Origin of the sequence: Hyphomicrobium sp. DMF-1 (assembly GCF_027886585.1) — a bacterium.
GTDB classification, from domain to species: domain Bacteria; phylum Pseudomonadota; class Alphaproteobacteria; order Rhizobiales; family Hyphomicrobiaceae; genus Hyphomicrobium_C; species Hyphomicrobium_C zavarzinii.
Genome location: NZ_CP115706.1, coordinates 219,109 through 235,603, shown reverse-complemented (window position 1 = coordinate 235,603; position 16,495 = coordinate 219,109). Strand labels below are relative to the sequence as shown.

Annotated in this window: 16 protein-coding genes; 12 read left to right on the top strand and 4 right to left on the bottom strand. The window is 62.4% G+C overall.

What is annotated here, in order from left to right:
* Positions 1-202 precede the first annotated feature (202 nt).
* The 4 genes from PE058_RS01000 to PE058_RS00985 all read left to right on the top strand — a co-directional run bounded on the left by PE058_RS01000 (position 203) and on the right by PE058_RS00985 (position 3,119).
* Complete coding sequence (locus PE058_RS01000) at positions 203-1,051, top strand: class I SAM-dependent methyltransferase (protein WP_271029623.1); 849 nt, start codon at positions 203-205, stop codon at positions 1,049-1,051.
* Positions 1,052-1,462: 411 nt separating this feature from the next.
* Complete coding sequence (locus tag PE058_RS00995) at positions 1,463-1,771, top strand: hypothetical protein (protein ID WP_156827338.1); 309 nt, start codon at positions 1,463-1,465, stop codon at positions 1,769-1,771.
* Between the two features lie 194 nt (positions 1,772-1,965).
* Positions 1,966-2,517, top strand: a complete 552-nt coding sequence (locus PE058_RS00990) for a cytochrome b (RefSeq protein ID WP_271029622.1) — start codon at positions 1,966-1,968, stop codon at positions 2,515-2,517.
* Positions 2,518-2,543: 26 nt separating this feature from the next.
* Positions 2,544-3,119 (top strand): YceI family protein, encoded by a 576-nt coding sequence (locus tag PE058_RS00985; protein ID WP_020085664.1) that lies wholly within the window; start codon positions 2,544-2,546, stop codon positions 3,117-3,119.
* A gap of 77 nt (positions 3,120-3,196) precedes the next feature.
* Here the strand turns inward: PE058_RS00985 and PE058_RS00980 are convergent, their stop codons facing one another.
* The 4 genes from PE058_RS00980 to PE058_RS00965 all read right to left on the bottom strand — a co-directional run bounded on the left by PE058_RS00980 (position 3,197) and on the right by PE058_RS00965 (position 8,816).
* Positions 3,197-4,933 (bottom strand): ABC transporter permease, encoded by a 1,737-nt coding sequence (locus PE058_RS00980; RefSeq protein WP_271029621.1) that lies wholly within the window; start codon positions 4,931-4,933, stop codon positions 3,197-3,199.
* 91 nt (positions 4,934-5,024) lie between these two features.
* Positions 5,025-6,083: a Fe(3+) ABC transporter substrate-binding protein gene (locus tag PE058_RS00975; protein ID WP_020085662.1), complete on the bottom strand. Its 1,059-nt coding sequence runs from the start codon at positions 6,081-6,083 to the stop codon at positions 5,025-5,027.
* Positions 6,084-6,327: 244 nt separating this feature from the next.
* Positions 6,328-7,611, bottom strand: coding sequence for a sensor histidine kinase (locus tag PE058_RS00970; RefSeq protein ID WP_271029620.1), 1,284 nt, complete (start codon positions 7,609-7,611; stop codon positions 6,328-6,330).
* Positions 7,612-7,793: 182 nt separating this feature from the next.
* Entirely contained in the window at positions 7,794-8,816 is a 1,023-nt protein-coding gene (locus PE058_RS00965) for a SphA family protein (RefSeq protein WP_271029619.1), read from the bottom strand.
* 569 nt (positions 8,817-9,385) lie between these two features.
* Here PE058_RS00965 and PE058_RS00960 point away from each other — a divergent pair.
* The 8 genes from PE058_RS00960 to PE058_RS00925 all read left to right on the top strand — a co-directional run bounded on the left by PE058_RS00960 (position 9,386) and on the right by PE058_RS00925 (position 16,492).
* Positions 9,386-9,538: a hypothetical protein gene (locus PE058_RS00960; RefSeq protein WP_020085659.1), complete on the top strand. Its 153-nt coding sequence runs from the start codon at positions 9,386-9,388 to the stop codon at positions 9,536-9,538.
* 186 nt (positions 9,539-9,724) lie between these two features.
* Positions 9,725-10,708 carry a formylglycine-generating enzyme family protein gene (locus tag PE058_RS00955; RefSeq protein WP_040498096.1) on the top strand — a complete coding sequence of 328 codons (984 nt, stop codon included), beginning with the start codon at positions 9,725-9,727 and terminating at the stop codon, positions 10,706-10,708.
* A complete protein-coding gene (locus tag PE058_RS00950; protein WP_271029618.1) occupies positions 10,705-10,869 on the top strand; it encodes a hypothetical protein in 165 nt (54 codons plus the stop codon). The genes PE058_RS00955 and PE058_RS00950 overlap by 4 nt, the downstream gene beginning before the upstream one ends.
* A 72-nt stretch (positions 10,870-10,941) precedes the next feature.
* Entirely contained in the window at positions 10,942-12,513 is a 1,572-nt protein-coding gene (locus PE058_RS00945) for an arylsulfatase (protein WP_271029617.1), read from the top strand.
* Positions 12,514-12,737: 224 nt separating this feature from the next.
* On the top strand, positions 12,738-13,679 hold the full coding sequence (locus PE058_RS00940) for an HAD family hydrolase (protein WP_271029616.1): 942 nt from the start codon (positions 12,738-12,740) through the stop codon (positions 13,677-13,679).
* 10 nt (positions 13,680-13,689) lie between these two features.
* Positions 13,690-14,091, top strand: coding sequence for a DUF1622 domain-containing protein (locus PE058_RS00935; RefSeq protein WP_020085653.1), 402 nt, complete (start codon positions 13,690-13,692; stop codon positions 14,089-14,091).
* Positions 14,092-14,093: 2 nt separating this feature from the next.
* Positions 14,094-14,687 carry an HdeD family acid-resistance protein gene (locus tag PE058_RS00930; RefSeq protein WP_271029615.1) on the top strand — a complete coding sequence of 198 codons (594 nt, stop codon included), beginning with the start codon at positions 14,094-14,096 and terminating at the stop codon, positions 14,685-14,687.
* 293 nt (positions 14,688-14,980) lie between these two features.
* Positions 14,981-16,492: a DUF1254 domain-containing protein gene (locus PE058_RS00925; protein ID WP_271030642.1), complete on the top strand. Its 1,512-nt coding sequence runs from the start codon at positions 14,981-14,983 to the stop codon at positions 16,490-16,492.
* The last annotated feature ends 3 nt before the right edge of the window (positions 16,493-16,495 follow it).

The following is a 16,495-nucleotide window of genomic DNA, read 5'->3' as shown; positions in this document are numbered from 1 at the left end:
TCGACCGGCATAGGGAAAGGGCGAACGAGAGTTCGCCCTTTTTCCGTGTGGCGGCTGTCTGTGTACGCAGATGCCCCCTACGTCAGGAGCGCCATTTCTTGAACTCACCGGGCTCGCCCGGTAACCTTCGCCCCGTTCAGGAGCTAATCAACGGGGCCGCGCGCCGCCGAACGGAGGCGTGTACCCCTTCGAGGGGTTTTACATGTCGGAATCGAGGTCGCACGAGCGGCCGACGTGCGAGGTCTGCCAGCAGACCGGCGCGACGGTCGTGCACAAGTATACGCGTAGCCCATGGCCAGTGGTTGCCTGCAACTCCTGCGGCTTCGTCTATCTCGGCCTCGTGCCGGACTATGAGGACCTTTCGGTCACCTACGCGTGGGAGAAGCAGCACGCGGAGGAGAAGGAGCGGCGGAAAAAGAACAAGCTCGCGCGCTTCGACGCGCTGACGCGCTTTCGCCTGAAGCTCGGCAAGGTGATTGATCGCGCCCGCCACGAGCGCGCCGTCGGGCCGGAAGGCCGTGTGCTGGAGATCGGCTGCGGAGGCTCCACCCGCATTCCCGACGGACCGACCCCCTACGGCATCGAGATCAGCGAGGGCCTGAGCCAGAAGGCCAGGCCCATTTTCGAGGCTCGCGGCGGCACCGTCTTTCATGAGCCTGCCACCAGCGGCATCGAGCGCTTCGAGGAAAACTTCTTCGACGCCATTCTGATGCGCAGCTATCTCGAGCACGAGGCACAGCCGCGGCTTATTCTCGAACGCGCTTTCAAGCGTTTGAAACCGGGCGGCACGATCCTGCTGCGCTCGCCAAACTACAACTCGGCCAACCGCTTTATCATGGGCTCACAGTGGTGCGGCTTCCGCTTTCCCGACCACGTCAACTATTTCACGCCCCGCTCCCTCAAGGCGCTGGCCGCGAGCATCGGCTACGAGTTCCGCTGGATGAACTGGATGTCGTTGTTCGACGACAATCTCATCGTTGAGCTTAAGAAGCCGGTCACCGCATTTGTGCCGGGGCCAAGCGCACGTCCCGTCGAGGCACAAGTGGCCTGAGCCCAACGCTCTCGGGTCATAGGCTCATACGTGTTCTAACCAACAATTGTTCAGACGTAGGATAGACAATCTTCATTCCGCAGCGCAATACTGAGCAAGTGAGAATTGATCTCTTGCCAAAGAGTTCTACATCATAAGGAGATGACCATAGTCCTGCTGCACTTGATCTTGCGCAAATGCGATATCGGGAGGCGTTGGGACAATGGTGGCCTACTATCGTGTGGTATGTGCGTCCGCGATCGTCGTTGATGATCGACAGGCCACAGCCTCCCGATGCGGATTGTTGCCCGCGCACACTGAGCCGGCCTCGGGTTGTTCCGTGGTCGTCAAATTACGAGCGCATGTGTTGGGCTCGTAGGTGCGTAAGATCCGCGAAGTACGCTGGGGATCAACTGCAGAAAGGAAACAGCCATGCGAAGCCTCATCGCCATGGCCTTGTTGGGAGTCGGAGCGGTGCTCTTTTCCGCGACTGCCCCTGCCCAGGCCATGACTGCCGGCACCGCTGCTGGAGTGGCCAAAATAGCGGCTACTGCAGACAGCTCCGTTGAGCAGGTCCATCGTCGCTGGAAGCACCGGCATTACCGCAGATGGCACCATCGCCATTATTACGGCCCGCGCTTCTATAGGCCCTACCGGCCCTATTACTACGGCGGCTACTCCCCCTACTATTATCCGCGATACTATCGCCGCCCCGGCATCCGTCTCTATTTCGGATTCTGAGGACCGTTATCGGCGGGCATCATGATCAGCGGCCGCGAGCAGCCTGCTCGCGGCCGTTTTCCTTTTGAGGCGCTCTGTCGCCGCCGTCGCACCGGATTGTTTCCCTGCTCGCACCTATCCGGGTTTGTCCCATCATTGAAATGGCGTTTGCGCGCTTTATCTAACGCAGGCGTTGGGAGATCGAGGGGACTGACATGTTCATCCGTGACACGCTGGCCGGATACGGCCTCGTGAGCCGTCTAATTCATTGGCTCATGGCGATCGCTATCTTCGCCATGTTCGGCCTCGGTCTCTGGATGGTCGATCTCGACTACTACAGCCCCTACTACCACACGGCTCCCAGCATTCACAAAGGCGTCGGCATTCTGCTGCTCATCGCGCTCGCGGTGCGGTTCGGCTGGCGCCTCGCGAACGTGAAGCCGTCGGACGAGGGCTTCACCGACTTCGAGAAGACGGCATCCCGCGTCGTGCATCGAGGGTTCTATCCGCTCCTGCTCGCCCTGATGGTGAGCGGGTATCTGATCTCGACCGCCGATGGCCGGCCCATCGATGTCTTCGGCCTCTTCAGTGTGCCCTCGCCTGGCGAGAACAAGGGGCTGGAGGATACCGCCGGCGTCGTCCACGCCTATCTCGCCTACTTCACGATCGCGCTTGCAGCCGCTCACGCGGCTGGGGCCTTGAAGCACCATTTTGTCGACCGGGACCGCACGCTTTCGCGCATGTGGTCCGGTCCGCGCAAATCTTAGATCTTCCACCAGAAAGGACAGTTTCAATGATGGTTCGTCTCGCACCGCTGGCAATGATGGCGGCTCTCCTGCTGCCCGGACAGGCTACGGCGGCCGACTACACGATCGACACCAAGAACGCGCACGCCTCGATCAATTTCCGCATCAAGCATCTGGGATTTAGCTGGCTGGTCGGCCGCTTCGATCAGTTCTCGGGAACGTTCTCCTATGACGAGAAGGCGCCGGAAACCTCCAAGGTGAGCGTCGAGATCGATACCGCGAGTGTGAACTCCAATCATGCCGAGCGCGACAAGCATCTGCGCAACGCCGACTTCCTCGACGTCACGAAATTCCCCAAGGCCACCTTCGTCAGCACGTCTGTCGCTCCCGCCGGAGACGGCAAGGCCAAGATCACCGGCGATCTCACGCTGCGCGGCGTGACCAAGCCGGTCACGATCGATGCGGCCTATGTCGGCGGCGGCGCGGATCCGTGGGGCGGCAACCGCGCGGGCTTCACCGGAACCACCAAGCTCACGCTCGCCGACTACGGCATCAACTTCAATCTCGGGCCGGCCTCCAAGGAGGTCGAGCTGACGCTCGAGGTCGAAGGTATCCAGAAGTAGCCGCAGGCTGCCGAGCCTTCCAAAATCCAAGCCCCGGGATCCTCGATCCCGGGGCTTTTTCTGTCGTCACCGCCGCGTCAGGAGCCGCTGCCGCCCGCCCGTCCGCTCGCGATGGCGTGGTGAAGCACGATCAGGGGAACGAGGCCCGTCAGCACGATCGTCAGCGCTCCGAGCGCGCCGCTTTCGATTTGCTCGAGCGCGGCAAAGGCATACACATGCGTGGCCAGCGTTTCGAAGTTGAAAGGACGCAGCAGCAGCGTCGCGGGCAATTCCTTGAGGGCGTCGACGAACACGAGAAGCGCGGCAGCCCCGAGTGCGGGCACCAGTAGCGGAAGATGGATGCGCCACAATGCCGAGCCCGCGCTCTCCCCGAGCGTGCGCGCGGCAGCATCCAGGTTGGGCGAGATGCGCTCGAGCCCCGCTTCGATGCCGCCTACCGCCACCGCCAGAAAACGGATGACATAGGCATAGACGAGCGCCACCACGGACCCCGAGATGATGAGCCCCGTCGAGACGCCGAACAGGCTGCGTGCCAGCGCGTCGATGCTGTTGTCGAGCGCGGCGAGCGGGATCAGCACGCCAATGGCGAGCACGGTTCCCGGGAGGGCGTAGCCGAAGCCCGCGATGCGCGCGCCGAGGCGCGAGATGGTGTTGCGCGCGACGCGCGGCCCGTAACTGATGAGAAGCGCGAGCGTTACCGTTGCGGCTGCGGCCAGGGTGGCGAGGAAGAAGCTGTTCCACGTCGCGCGCAGGTAGCCGCCCTCGATGGCGACGCCGGCATGCCCGAGCGCGAAGCGCAAGAGTAAGGCGAACGGCACGACGAAGCCCGCGATGAACGGCAGCGAGCAGCAGAGCGCCGCCACATAGCCGCGCCAGCCGTCGATGTCCTGGAAGGGAATGGCCCGGTAACGTCCGGTCGTATGATGAACCTTGGCGCCCCCGCGGGCGAAGCGCTCGACGGCGAGGAGCACCACGATGAGCCCGAGCATGACGGTGGCGATCTGCGCGGCGCCCCCGAGGTTGGAGCGCTGCAGCCAAGTCGAATAGATGGCCGCCGACAGAGTCTCGATGCCGAGGTGCTGAACCGCGCCGAGATCGCTCAGGCTCTCCATCAGCACCAGCGCCACGCCCGCCACAAGAGCCGGCCGCGAGAGCGGCAGCGCCACCGCGCGGAAAGTTCCCAAGGGTGAGCGTCCGAGCGTGCGGGCAACTTCGAGCGCACACACGGATTGCTGGATGAAGCTCGCGCGGGCGGCGAGATAGACGTAGGGATAAAGCACAGCCGACATCACCAGAATGCCCCCGCCAAGCGAGCGAATGCCGGGAAACCAGTAGTCGCGGGGCGATGTCCATCCGAATGTCGCCCGCAGCGCGGACTGCACGGGGCCGGCGTAGTCGAGAAGCTCTGCGTAGCAGTAGGCGACGATGTAGGTTGGGATCGCGAGCGGGAGCACTAGGAGCCGGTCGAGCAGCGCGCGCCCGGGAAAGCGGTACATGGTGACGAGCCAGGCCGTGCCCGTGCCGATGACCAGCGTGAGCAGGCCGGTGCCTGCGGCCAGCAGAAGGGTCTGCTGAAGGGCGTGCGGCAGCACGGATTGGAGAAGATGTGGCCAGTCGTTACTGGCAGGCGTCGCCGCAATATAGAGGACGGCGGCGATGGGAAGCACGACGATCGCCAGCACCAGGGAGATGGCGAGGCTCCAGCCCGGCGTTGCCGCCAACTGTGTGCCGCGGCGCTCGGCGACGAAACGCTTGAAGCTGTCGATCACACCGGGGGACCGAGGGCTCGCGGAGACGGGAGGAGGAGCGCTCATCGGCTAGGAGTCCGATCGTCGTTCAAGGAAGGTGCGAGGGCAGGCAAATAGGGTGCGCGCCCTCGCGTAATGGTGCCAAGGCAGGCGTCGATCAGGAGTTGGGGCCGGCGTCGAAGCGCACCTTGTCGACCAGCTCCGAGGCCTTCTTGCGCAGCTTCGCGAGGTCAGCCGTCGAAAGCTGATCCGCCTTGAGGTCACCCCAGCTCTTGACGAGAGCCGAGGCGCTGGCGCCCGCGATCACCGGATACTCGCCGCTGTTCTCGGCGTAGATCTCCTGGGCCTGCTGCGACAGGAAGAACTCGAACAGCTTGATTGCGTTGTCCTTGTTGGGCGCGTGGGCTGCGAGCGCAGCGCCCGAGACGTTCACGTGCGTTCCACGGTCCGCCGCGTTCGGGAACAGTATCTTGACGGCATCCGCCCATGCCTTCTGCTCGGGGTTCTTCAGCATCGCAGCCATGTAGTAGGTGTTGCCGACTGCGAGATCGCAAAGGCCTGCCTGCACGTCGCGCACGCCTTCGCGATCGCCGCCCGCGGGCTTGCGTGCGAGGTTGTCGCGAAGTCCAGTAAGCCAGGCTTCCGCCTTCTCCTCACCGTCGTGCGCGATGATGGAGGCGATCAGTGCGATGTTGTAGGTGTGCTGGCCCGAGCGGATGCAGATCTTGCCCTTCCACTTCGGGTCCGCGAGCTCCTCGTACGTGATGCTGTCCTGCTTCACGCGGTCCTTGGACGCGTAGACGACGCGCGCGCGTTGCGTGATGGCGAACCAATGATGCTCCGGGTCGCGGAACTTGGGCTCGAGGGCTTCGTCGATCACCTTCGACTGGAACGGCTGCGTGACGCCGGCATCCTTGGCCTTGAACAGCAGGCCGGACTCGTTGACGAGGATGACGTCGGCCGGGCTGTTCTTGCCCTCTGCCGTTACGCGCTCGATGAGACCATCGCGCGAGAAGACGACATTGACTTTGATGCCGGTCTTTTCGGTGAACGCCTTCAGGATCGGATCGATCAGTCCGGGCTCGCGGTAGGAGTAGACGTTCACGACCTCCTCGGCACGGGCGCCGGCGCCGGCCGTGGTGAGCGCTGCAAGCGCGAGGATCGGGAACGAAAGCGCACGGCAAGCCGCGCGAAGACGGGGTCGCAAGAGAAACATCAGTTAACTCTCCAATAATCGGGGTCAAGGTCCCGCTATCGGCTTCCCATCAGGAGGCGATGGCTCGCTTCGCGATGGGCCTCGAAGCCGAGCCGTCCATAGAGCAGTGACCGAGAAGTGCGTCAAGAAAGTCAACAAATGTGCGACGATGGAAACAAGTTAGAACATGTCTAAGGTTGGCGGAGCGCGGCCACCGGCTGCCCGAGGGAGATCAACGCAGGGTCCTCGACGAGCGAGCCCCTCATCAGACCGGTACGATGCGTTCCTTCCGGAAGACGATCGAGGCCGAAGTGCCGCTTCCAGGCGTGCTCTCGATCCGCAACTCCGCCCCATTCGCCTCGGCGAGCGCCTGAACGATCGGAAGGCCGAGCCCCAGCCCCGTCCGCGAGGAAAGGAGGGGAGCCTCGGGCTTCACTGCGGGCCCGCCTGCAGCCGGCCTCAGGACGCGATCGATCTCGGGCCGGCTCATGCCGGGACCGGTGTCCTTAATGACCAGCGTCAGCGGTCCGTCGATGTCGTAGTGCGCGCCAGCCGTGACCCGTCCACCGCGGCCGGTGAACTTGAGGGCGTTGGTCAGCAGGTTGAAGATGATCTGGCGCAGGCTCGTCGCATCGGCGACCACGTGCGGCAGCCGGGGCGCGAGATCGAGCGTCAGCGTGATCTCGGCTTGCGCGGCGAGGGGCGCCATTTGCGACACCGAGGCTTCGAGCAAAGCACCGGCATCGATCTCAGCGAAATCGAGATCCCTTGTCAGCACGAGCGGATCCGCGCCGCGTCCCTCCGCGAGCATCCGTTCGATCACCCCCAGCACGTGCTGCGCGCTGCCGTAGATGTCGCTGGCGTAGCCGACGTAACGATCCGCCCCGAGCGGGCCGAAGCGCTGGTCCTTCATGATCTCTGCTGCGGCAGCAATGGCGCTGAGCGGCGTCTTGAGCTCGTGGGCGAGGTTGGCACGCAGCGTTGGGGCGAGCTCACGCATCTCGGAAGAGGTGGGGCCGTCCGAGGCGGAAGCAGGATCCGGCCGAGGCTTGCGTCTGGCGGGGCCTTGCGCTTGTCCCTCCCGAATGCGCCGCGCGATCTCCTTGAGTTTGGCCGCATCGTCCTCAGCGAAGAGCGAGGGAGGCTCTGCCATGGAGGCGTAAGCGTGCGCGCCGCTGTCCGGCTGCGCGATAAGTGTCGCCAGCGTTTGGCCGCCGCTGTGCGAGATCTCTACGTGGCAAGTCACGCTGACCGTGCCCCGTGAGGTCCAGAAAGAAAGGACTTCGGCGATGGCCGCCGTGCGTGTCGATGCGGATCTCGCGGCGAGACGGCGCAGCCGGATGAGCGCGGGCATCGACGCATCGAGCCACGACGCGGACGCGGCGCCTTCTGCCAGCCCGAGCATTGCCGCGCCCTTTGTGTTGGACGCTACGATGCGCCCCGCCCCGAGATCGACCAGCAACGCGGCCGCAGCGCCGCTCGCTTCCAGTCGAGCGAGTGGGAGGGCGGGCAAATCCTCGCCGAACAGCACCAGCGAATGGCGGCTCATGGGCTGCAACACGGGTATACCGGTGCCTCTGGATCCTGTCGTTCCGTTACAGGAAAGATGACCTAAGGCAATGGCAGAATGCAAGGAAGCTTGTTCGCGGCTTTCGGACTAGCGTCGCCTGGAAAACTCCCGCCCGCCCGCGATGGGCCGGCTCTGATCGCGGCGCAAGGCAGATGCGCTCGTCATGGTCCCGCAACGGAAAGCGGTATTGTGACGTTGAGGAACGCGCTGTCCCCTTCAGCCCGGTTCTCGGCATCGAACTCGTGCATCCATTCGAGCTGGGTTGAAATGGGGATCTTCCCGCACGTGAAGGTGTGGTTGAGAACGGGACCAATCGCCGTCACGCGCCCTTCGAAATCGCCGAGCCGCGCGCCCGAGCCGCTGTCTCCCGTCACCTGCTGATAGTGATAGCCGCCGATGCCGATCGAGGATGTTTTCGAAAGGTGCTGCATCAGCGCCCATTCGACGTGGAATTCCGTGCCGGTCTTGTAGTCGGTGTCGGGGTTTTCTCCATTGAACGTGAAACCGGCTGCGACGGAGATTTCGGTTCCCTTTGCCGGATCGAGCCAAGTGATCGCCGCCGTCGTATCGAGCGCCCAGCGATTGAAGGACAGATTGCTGATGCTGTCGGATTCCCATGGTCCGATCGGCACGTTGAGCAAGGCGCCGACTGTCCAATGCCAGTTGCCCTGATGCCAGCCGATCAGCGCATTGAGGACAGGGTCGCCGAATTTCGTCGAAGCGTCGTCGAGATCGAAGTGGCGGTCCGCATCCAGCACGCGCCCGCTGGGAAGCGTGACCTGCAACAGGGTGTCGATGCCGACATCCACCGCCTTCCGCCCCACCGGGACCATGACGCCGAAGCCGACGTTTCCTCCGGCAACTTTCTCGGGCGCGATCCAAAGCGCGAAAGGCGCGTTGATATAGGCGTCGGCGTCGATGTGCACGTTGGCTTCAATATTGAGAAGCGCACCGGTCTGCCGTAACGCGATGCCGACTGCGGCTGCACCGCCCGCTTCGCCGGAATAGTAGTAGTTGATGTCCGTAAGGTAGGTGCCAGGTGGCGGCAGATAGCCCCCCATCGCCGTTTTGCTGCCGAGGAGATAGAAGCCAGTGGCATTTTCAGCCGAGCGCGCTTCCCCGCCGGTCTGCATGGCGGCGGCCGCAATAGCCGTGAGCGCGAGGAGCTTCGTTCGAAGGGTCATTGGCGTGCTCCAGAATGCCGGCTTGTTAGACACCGTAAGACGGTGCCGTCGCCTCGATGGAAAACGCTGTACAGAGAATTCGCGGTTTCAACTGAAAATCGGATCTGCGTGCTTGAGACGCAAACACGGTCGGGTTCGAATGAGCCAATGGGGAAACGAATTCAAACAATATCCATATTCGATTTTCGCCGTGTTTCGGTTGCGGGAGGGCAACAAGCCAAACTCAATCCGCCGTCGTTTACTAAATGCGCTTTATTTTGGTGGCAGGCGAATATCGCACTGCAATGAAGAAAAAATGTTGACTCGCTATTGTTTGCGGGCAAACTTTCATACGGTTTGATGGGGTCGCAGCTACATAACCAGCTCGAGGCTGGACATGTGCGCTGTTAATAACTTTTCGAACGGCGTTTGCCCGGGGACCGGTTTAGGTCCGCGTTTTCGCATCTCGCGAACACGGCCGGGTGCGCTTCAACGAGCAATTTCCTTTTATCCGGCCTCTCACCTGTCGGTGTGCCGCATCGCGGAGCTTTTGCCGGCTCCCCCTTAGCGACGGATCGAGCGCGGAAGTCATGAGCCTTCCCAATGTCGCCGCCGCGGAGTTGTCCGCAGTGGAAGCGGAGGTGTGTGTGATGCTGTCTAAGTCGTTTGCCGTTTCATTCGTTTGCGCCCTGGTGTTTTTCGTTGCCGCCGTGGGAGTGAATTTTCTGGTCCGTTTCTCCTGAGGAGATCTCGCTACGTGCGAGGTGAAGAAGCGGAAATGAGCATAAATACTATTTTAATACAGGCATAACGTTCCATTTGGGACGTATACGTTTTGGTGTACTGAGGATCGTCACGATCTGCCATGTCAGTGGCAGCGCTTGAGCGGGGAATTTGCGTTTCGGTGCATTCGACCGGGGTTGATTCCTATGGCCAAGCTACAGCCCATCGAAAGAGTGCGTGCTCCGGAAGCCGATGCGCTGAGCAGCATGGTGCTGATCCCGGGGGGCACCTTCCTGATGGGATCGGACAAGCACTATCCCGAGGAAGCCCCGGTCCATCGCGTGAGCGTCGGCGAGTTCTGGATCGACGCCACTCCGGTCACAAACGCCCAGTTCCGCCGGTTCGTCGAAGAGACGGGCTACATCACGTTCGCCGAGATCGCCCCTAAGGCGGAGGACTATCCTGGCGCACTTCCTCATATGCTCCGAGCTGGCTCTCTCGTCTTCCGGCCACCGCCTGGAGCGGTGGATCTGCGCGAATGGGCCCGGTGGTGGGAGTTCCGCTTCGGGGCGAGCTGGCGCCATCCCCACGGCCGCGGAAGCTGGATCAAGGGGCTCGACGATCATCCGGCGGTGCACATCGCCTACCGGGACGCCGAAGCCTATGCCAGGTGGGCCGGCAAGCAGCTGCCCACCGAGGCGGAATGGGAGTTTGCCGCGCGTGGCGGATTGGAAGGCGCGGAGTTTGCCTGGGGCGATGAGCTCAACCCGGAGGGCCGCCATATGGCGAACACCTGGCAGGGGAGCTTCCCGCAGGAGAACCTGAAGCTCGATGGCTTCGAGCGCACCTCGCCCGTGAAAACCTTTCCGCCGAACGGATACGGCGTTTACGACATGATCGGCAACGTCTGGGAATGGACGACCGATTGGTATGCGCCGAGACACCCGGCCGATGCGCCGAAGGCGTGCTGCATACCCGAGAACCCGCGCGGGCCGCGCGAAGACGCGAGCTACGATCCCTGCCAGCCCGAGATCCGCATCCCCCGGAAGGTCCTCAAAGGAGGATCGCATCTCTGTGCGCCCAACTATTGCCGCCGCTACCGCCCGGCCGCGCGCCACCCTGAGCCGATCGATACCTCCACAAGCCACGTCGGCTTCCGCTGCGTCTTTCGCAAGGAGCCGCATCCATGACGGAAGACCGGCCAACCGATGCGCAACGAACCGTGACATGGCGCGTCATTGTGCTGGCGGTCGGTCTCTTCACGCTTGGCCGCTACTGGTACGGCTGGTCGTCGGAGGCGAGCCAGCGCTTCTGGTCGGATATCCGCGGGCGTGCCGAGCCCATTTCATGAGACGAAAACGGCACGCGTAACGGGGATCGCAATGGAGATGGTGAGAATGCGCACGCCTAAGGAGTAACGCGTATGGCCAAGGCAGCGAAGAACGGTAACGGAAAGAACGGAAAATACGGGAAGCCCAACATTCTCGTCATTTGGGGCGACGACATCGGGCAGTCCAATCTCAGTTGCTACACGCACGGGCTGATGGGTTATCACACGCCCAACATCGATCGCCTCGCCAAGGAGGGCATGCTCTTCACCGACAGCTACGGCGAGCAGAGTTGCACGGCCGGCCGATCCGCGTTCATAACAGGCCAAAGTGTCTATCGCACCGGCTTGTCGAAAGTCGGCATTCCCGCCGCGCCCATTGGCATGAACGATAAGATCATCACCATTGCGGCCGCGCTCAAGAACCAAGGCTACGCAACCGGCCAATTCGGCAAGAATCATCTCGGCGATCTCAATCACATGCTGCCGACCAATCACGGCTTCGACGAGTTCTACGGCAATCTCTACCATCTCAATGCCGAGGAAGAGCCCGAGATGGACGACTACCCGAAGGATCCGAAATTCCGCGATACCTTCGGGCCTCGCGGTGTCATCCATTCCTTTGCGAGCGACAAGGACGACCCGACGGAAATGCCAAGGTGGGGCAAGGTCGGAAAGCAGAAGATCGAGGATACGGGCCCCCTCAACAAAAAGCGCATGGAAACCTGCGACGATGATTTCGTCGCGCACGCCATCGACTTCATCAAACGCCAGGAAAAGGCGGGCAAGCCCTGGTTCGTGTGGCTCAATACGACCCACATGCATCTCTTCACGCATACGAAAAAGGAAAGCCGCGGTCAGGCAGGGCGCTGGCAGTCGCCCTATCATGACACCATGATCGATCACGACAAGAACGTCGGGCAGGTGCTCGATGCGCTCGACGAACTCGGAATCGCCGACAAGACCTTCGTTCAGTATTCGACCGACAACGGTCCACACCGCAACTCTTGGCCGGACGGCGGGATGACGCCGTTCCGGTCCGAGAAGAACACGAACTGGGAAGGCGCGTTCCGCGTTCCGCTTCTGGTTCGCTGGCCTCACAAGATCAAGGCAGGCTCGGTTTGCAACGGCATCGTGCAGCATCACGATTGGTTGCCCACGTTCCTTGCCATGGCCGGAGAGCCGGACATCGTCGAGAAGTGCAAGAAGGGCTACGAGGCGATCGGCCGGACCTATAGGAACCACATCGACGGATTCAATCTGCTGCCCTATCTCACCGGCGAGGTGAAGGAGAGCCCCCGCAACTTCTACTTCTATTTCAGCGACGACGGCGACGTGCTGGCCATGCGCTTCGACAACTGGAAGATCGTGTTCATGGAGCAGCGTGTGCGCGGCACGATGCAGGTCTGGTCGGAACCATTCGTGCGCCTGCGCCTGCCGAAGATCTTTAACCTGCGCACGGACCCCTACGAGTTCGGAGATATCACCTCGAACACGTACTACGACTGGTTCCTTCACAACGCGTATTTCATCTATGTGGCGCAGGCCGCAGCGGCCAAGTTCGCGTCGACTTTTAAGGATTTCCCGGCCGTTCAGCCGCCGAACACGTTCACCATCGACGATGCGATGAGGAAGATGAGCGAGGCCGCGAGCGGTGCCCACCACTGACCTGAACGAAGTTTGATGGGGCGGCGGGCTCGCCCGCCGCCAGACTGCTCAAGTTTCGCCGAGCGAAAGGAGCACGCCATGCAGATCCGCTTCGACGAGCGCCACGCGCACATCGGTCCTGTAACCGTTCCTCTCTCGCGTCATGTGATCCTCTCCCTCATTGGCCGCTGCGCGCGATTTGTTTCGGCACTGCGGTCGCATGCGCCAGCAAGGCGGATTCCGTCATGAGGGAGCTTGCGAGCTGGAGCGACGGCGCGGCCAAATCGGCCATTCTCGATTTCGTCGCGCGGGTGACGAAGGAAGGAGGGAGAGACTACGTGCCGCCCTCCGAGCGTATCGCCACGTTCGACAACGATGGAACGCTGTGGTGCGAGTACCCGATGCAGGTGCAGGTCTTCTTTCTGTTCGATCGCATCAAGGAATTGGTCGAGCGTGATCCCACTCTGAGGGATGTCGCCGTGTTCAAGGCGTTCCTGGGGCGCGACATGAAGGCGATCCACGCGCTTGGAAAGAAGGGGATCATGGAGATCTTCTTCGCCACCCACGCAGGCATGAGCGAGGAGGACTTTGAGCGCACCACACGCGCCTGGCTAGCAACCGCGCGCCACCCCAAGTTCGGCCGCCTGTTCCCGCACTGCACCTTCCAGCCGCAGGTCGAACTGCTCGAGTTCCTGCGCTCAAACGGGTTCAAGACGTTCATCGTGTCGGGAGGGGGCATCGATCTGATCCGGGCCTTCGCGGAGACCGCCTATGGTATTCCGCCCGAGCAGGTCATCGGATCGAGCGTCAAGACCCGCATGGAGGTCGAGGGCGCGCATGTCGACATCATGAAGCTCGCCGATCTCAACTGCTTCGACGATCGGGAAGCCAAGGTGCAGAACATCGGCCTGCATATCGGCCGCCGCCCCATTCTCGCGTTCGGGAACTCCGATGGAGACTTGGCCATGCTGCGCTATGTCCGATCCGGGACGGGCGCGCGGCTGGCGCTTCTGCTCCATCACGACGACGAGGTGCGCGAGGCGTCTTACGACCGGGATTTCAAGCTGAGCCCGCTCGCGGATGCGCTCGACGGCGCCGAAGCGTACGGTCTCACCCTGGTCAGCGTGAAGAGAGATTGGCGATCGGTCTTCGTAGATGCCAATCGTCAAGACCGGGCGAGCGCCTGAGGAGGACGCCATGGAGGAAACGTTTGCCCTCCTGACCCGCAGCGCGATTGTCGCTATCGACGCGATGGCATTCCTGGTCATCGTCTTCGGCAGCGTGGAGGCCTTCGTCGCGGTCCTCAAGACGCTGCTCGTCTCGGTGCCGGACGCAGCCGAACGACGCGACATCTGGCTCCGCTATGGGCGCTGGCTGGTCGCTGGTCTGACGTTTCAGCTCGCCGCCGACATCATCGAGACCGCGATCACCACCGAGTGGGATCAGGTGGCCCGGCTGGCTGCCATCGCTGTCGTGCGCACGTTTCTCAACTATTTCCTGGAGCGTGACATCGCCGACGTGAGGGAGCGCCAACGCGAGGCTGCCAATCGCAACGAAGTTTCAAATGCGGGGCGTCCCGCAACAATGATGGGAGACTAGACATGCAAAGCTCGCCGGCAACCTATCCTCCAGGCACGATTACCATGCGCCCGATGCTGGATGCGCTTGCCAGAAACTGGGGGATCATCCTTCTCAAGGGCATTTTCGCCATCATATTCGGCGTGCTCACCTTCATCTGGCCGGGCGTAACGCTGCTGACATTGGTTCTGATGTACGGCGCGTTCGCATTCGTCGACGGAATTCTTTCGGTCGTGGCCGCTATCCGCGGCGGCGCCCCCGCGCCCAGGTGGTGGCTGGCGCTCGTCGGCATATTCGGCATTGCCGCGGGTGTGCTGACGGTCATGTGGCCGCAGATCACCGCCCTGGTTCTCCTGTTCTTCATCGCGGCCTGGGCCATCGCCACCGGCATCATGGAGATCGTCGGCGCGATCAAGCTCCGCAAGGAGATCGACGACGAATGGCTTCTCATCGCGAGCGGCATTCTCTCCGTGGCGTTCGGATGTCTCCTGGTGCTCTGGCCCGGCGCCGGAGCCTTGGCGCTGATCCTGGTGATCGGCTCCTTCGCCATTCTCTACGGCATCCTTCTCGTCGCGTTCGCCATGCGTCTGCGTCGTCATGCCGAGGTCAAGATCTAGGTTCCAGAGGTCGCCATGCCAACGGGCCACGAGCGGTCGCACTGGACAGCGTCGTTGATCGGCGTGCTCGTGGCATTCGTCTGCGCGGGAATTTGGGGCATGGCGCCCAAAGCCCGCGCAGACGCTTCTCGTGTGACGTCAAAAGGCGGCGCGGATTGCGTGCCGTCGCGAGAGCGCATTGTCCCGCTGCCCGCGACCTGAAGGCGGCGTGGAAGAGATGGTCAGGTTCAAAAGTGAGAACGGAAAGAATTCGGAGAACGAAGGGTCGGAGTGGAGGAGGCGTAGAAATGATAATGCACAAGCACGAAGCAGAGGCAGATCTCGACGGAGACGGCCGCAGCCGCAATAGAGAGCAGCGCACACGCAAATTTCTGACATCGGTGGCGATCGCGATGGTAGCGTTCGGGATCGCTGGCGGCCAGGCGCGTGCCGAGACGATTTCGCCCGCCGAGGCGCGGACCATTGCGGAGGAAGCCTACATCTTCCTCTATCCGCTGGTGACAATGGATATCACCCGGCGCCAGGCAACCAACGTCGAGCCCGGCACGATGGCCGGCTTCGGGCCGCCCAACGCGTTTTGGCACTTCAAAGCGTTTCCGGATGCTAATTTCAAGGCTGTGGTCCGGCCGAATTTCGACACGCTCTATTCGTCGGCATGGCTCGATCTTTCCAATGGCCCGGTCATCGTGTCGGCGCCGAATACGCACGGCCGTTACTACCTGCTGCCCATGATCGACATGTGGACGGACGTGTTCGCCGTTCCCGGAAAGCGCACGAGCGGAACGGAGGCAGCTCACTTCGCGGTGGTGCCGCAAGGCTGGAGCGGAACCTTGCCGGACGGCGTCGCACGTATCGATGCACCGACTCCGAGCGTTTGGATCATCGGGCGCACCCAGACCAACGGCCCCGCGGACTATGACGCCGTTCACGCCATCCAGGCGGGTTATACGATCACGCCTCTCGAAGATTGGGGGAAGGAGCCGAAAACGCCTGCAGCCGCCGCCCCGGATCCGAGCGTTGACATGAAGACGCCAACGCTGGAGCAGGTCAACAAGATGCCGCCTCTCAAGTTCTTCGCCTTGGGCGCGGAGCTGATGAAGACGCACCCGCCCCACGTAACCGATTGGTCCGTCGTGTCGCGATTGGGCCGCATCGGCATTGTCCCGGGAAAGAGCTTCGATCCGAGCACGCTCGATGAGGAGATACAGGCCGCCCTGAAGAAAGGAGCCGAGGACGGGCTGATCCTCATGCGCGAGAAGGTGCCCACCATAGCGCGCGTGGCGAACGGCTGGCAGATCAACAGCGACACCATGGGGGTCTACGGCAACTACTATCTGAAGCGGGCGATCGTCGCGATGGTGGGCCTCGGTGCCAACCAGCCCGAAGACGCGATCTATCCGCTCGTCGTGGCGGACTCGACCGGCGAAGCGCTGACGGGCGAGCACAAGTACATCATCCACTTCGCGAAGGATGAGCTACCGCCCGTCGACGCGTTCTGGTCGATCACGATGTACGACGCGGACGGATTCCAGGTGTCGAACCCGATCAACCGCTTTGCGATCGGAGATCGTGACGCGCTCAAGTTCAACAACGACGGCTCGCTCGACATCTACATTCAGAACCAGAACCCCGGCCCGGATAAGGAGAGTAACTGGCTGCCGAGCCCCGCGAGCGGCGCGCTTGGCGTGACCATGCGTCTCTATGCACCCCGGCCCGAGGTGGCCACCGGACAATGGGCGCCGCCTCCGGTACGGCGCGCAGTGTCGGCTGCGGAGGGCGTGAGCAGCGGTGAAGGTAAGGAATGAAAT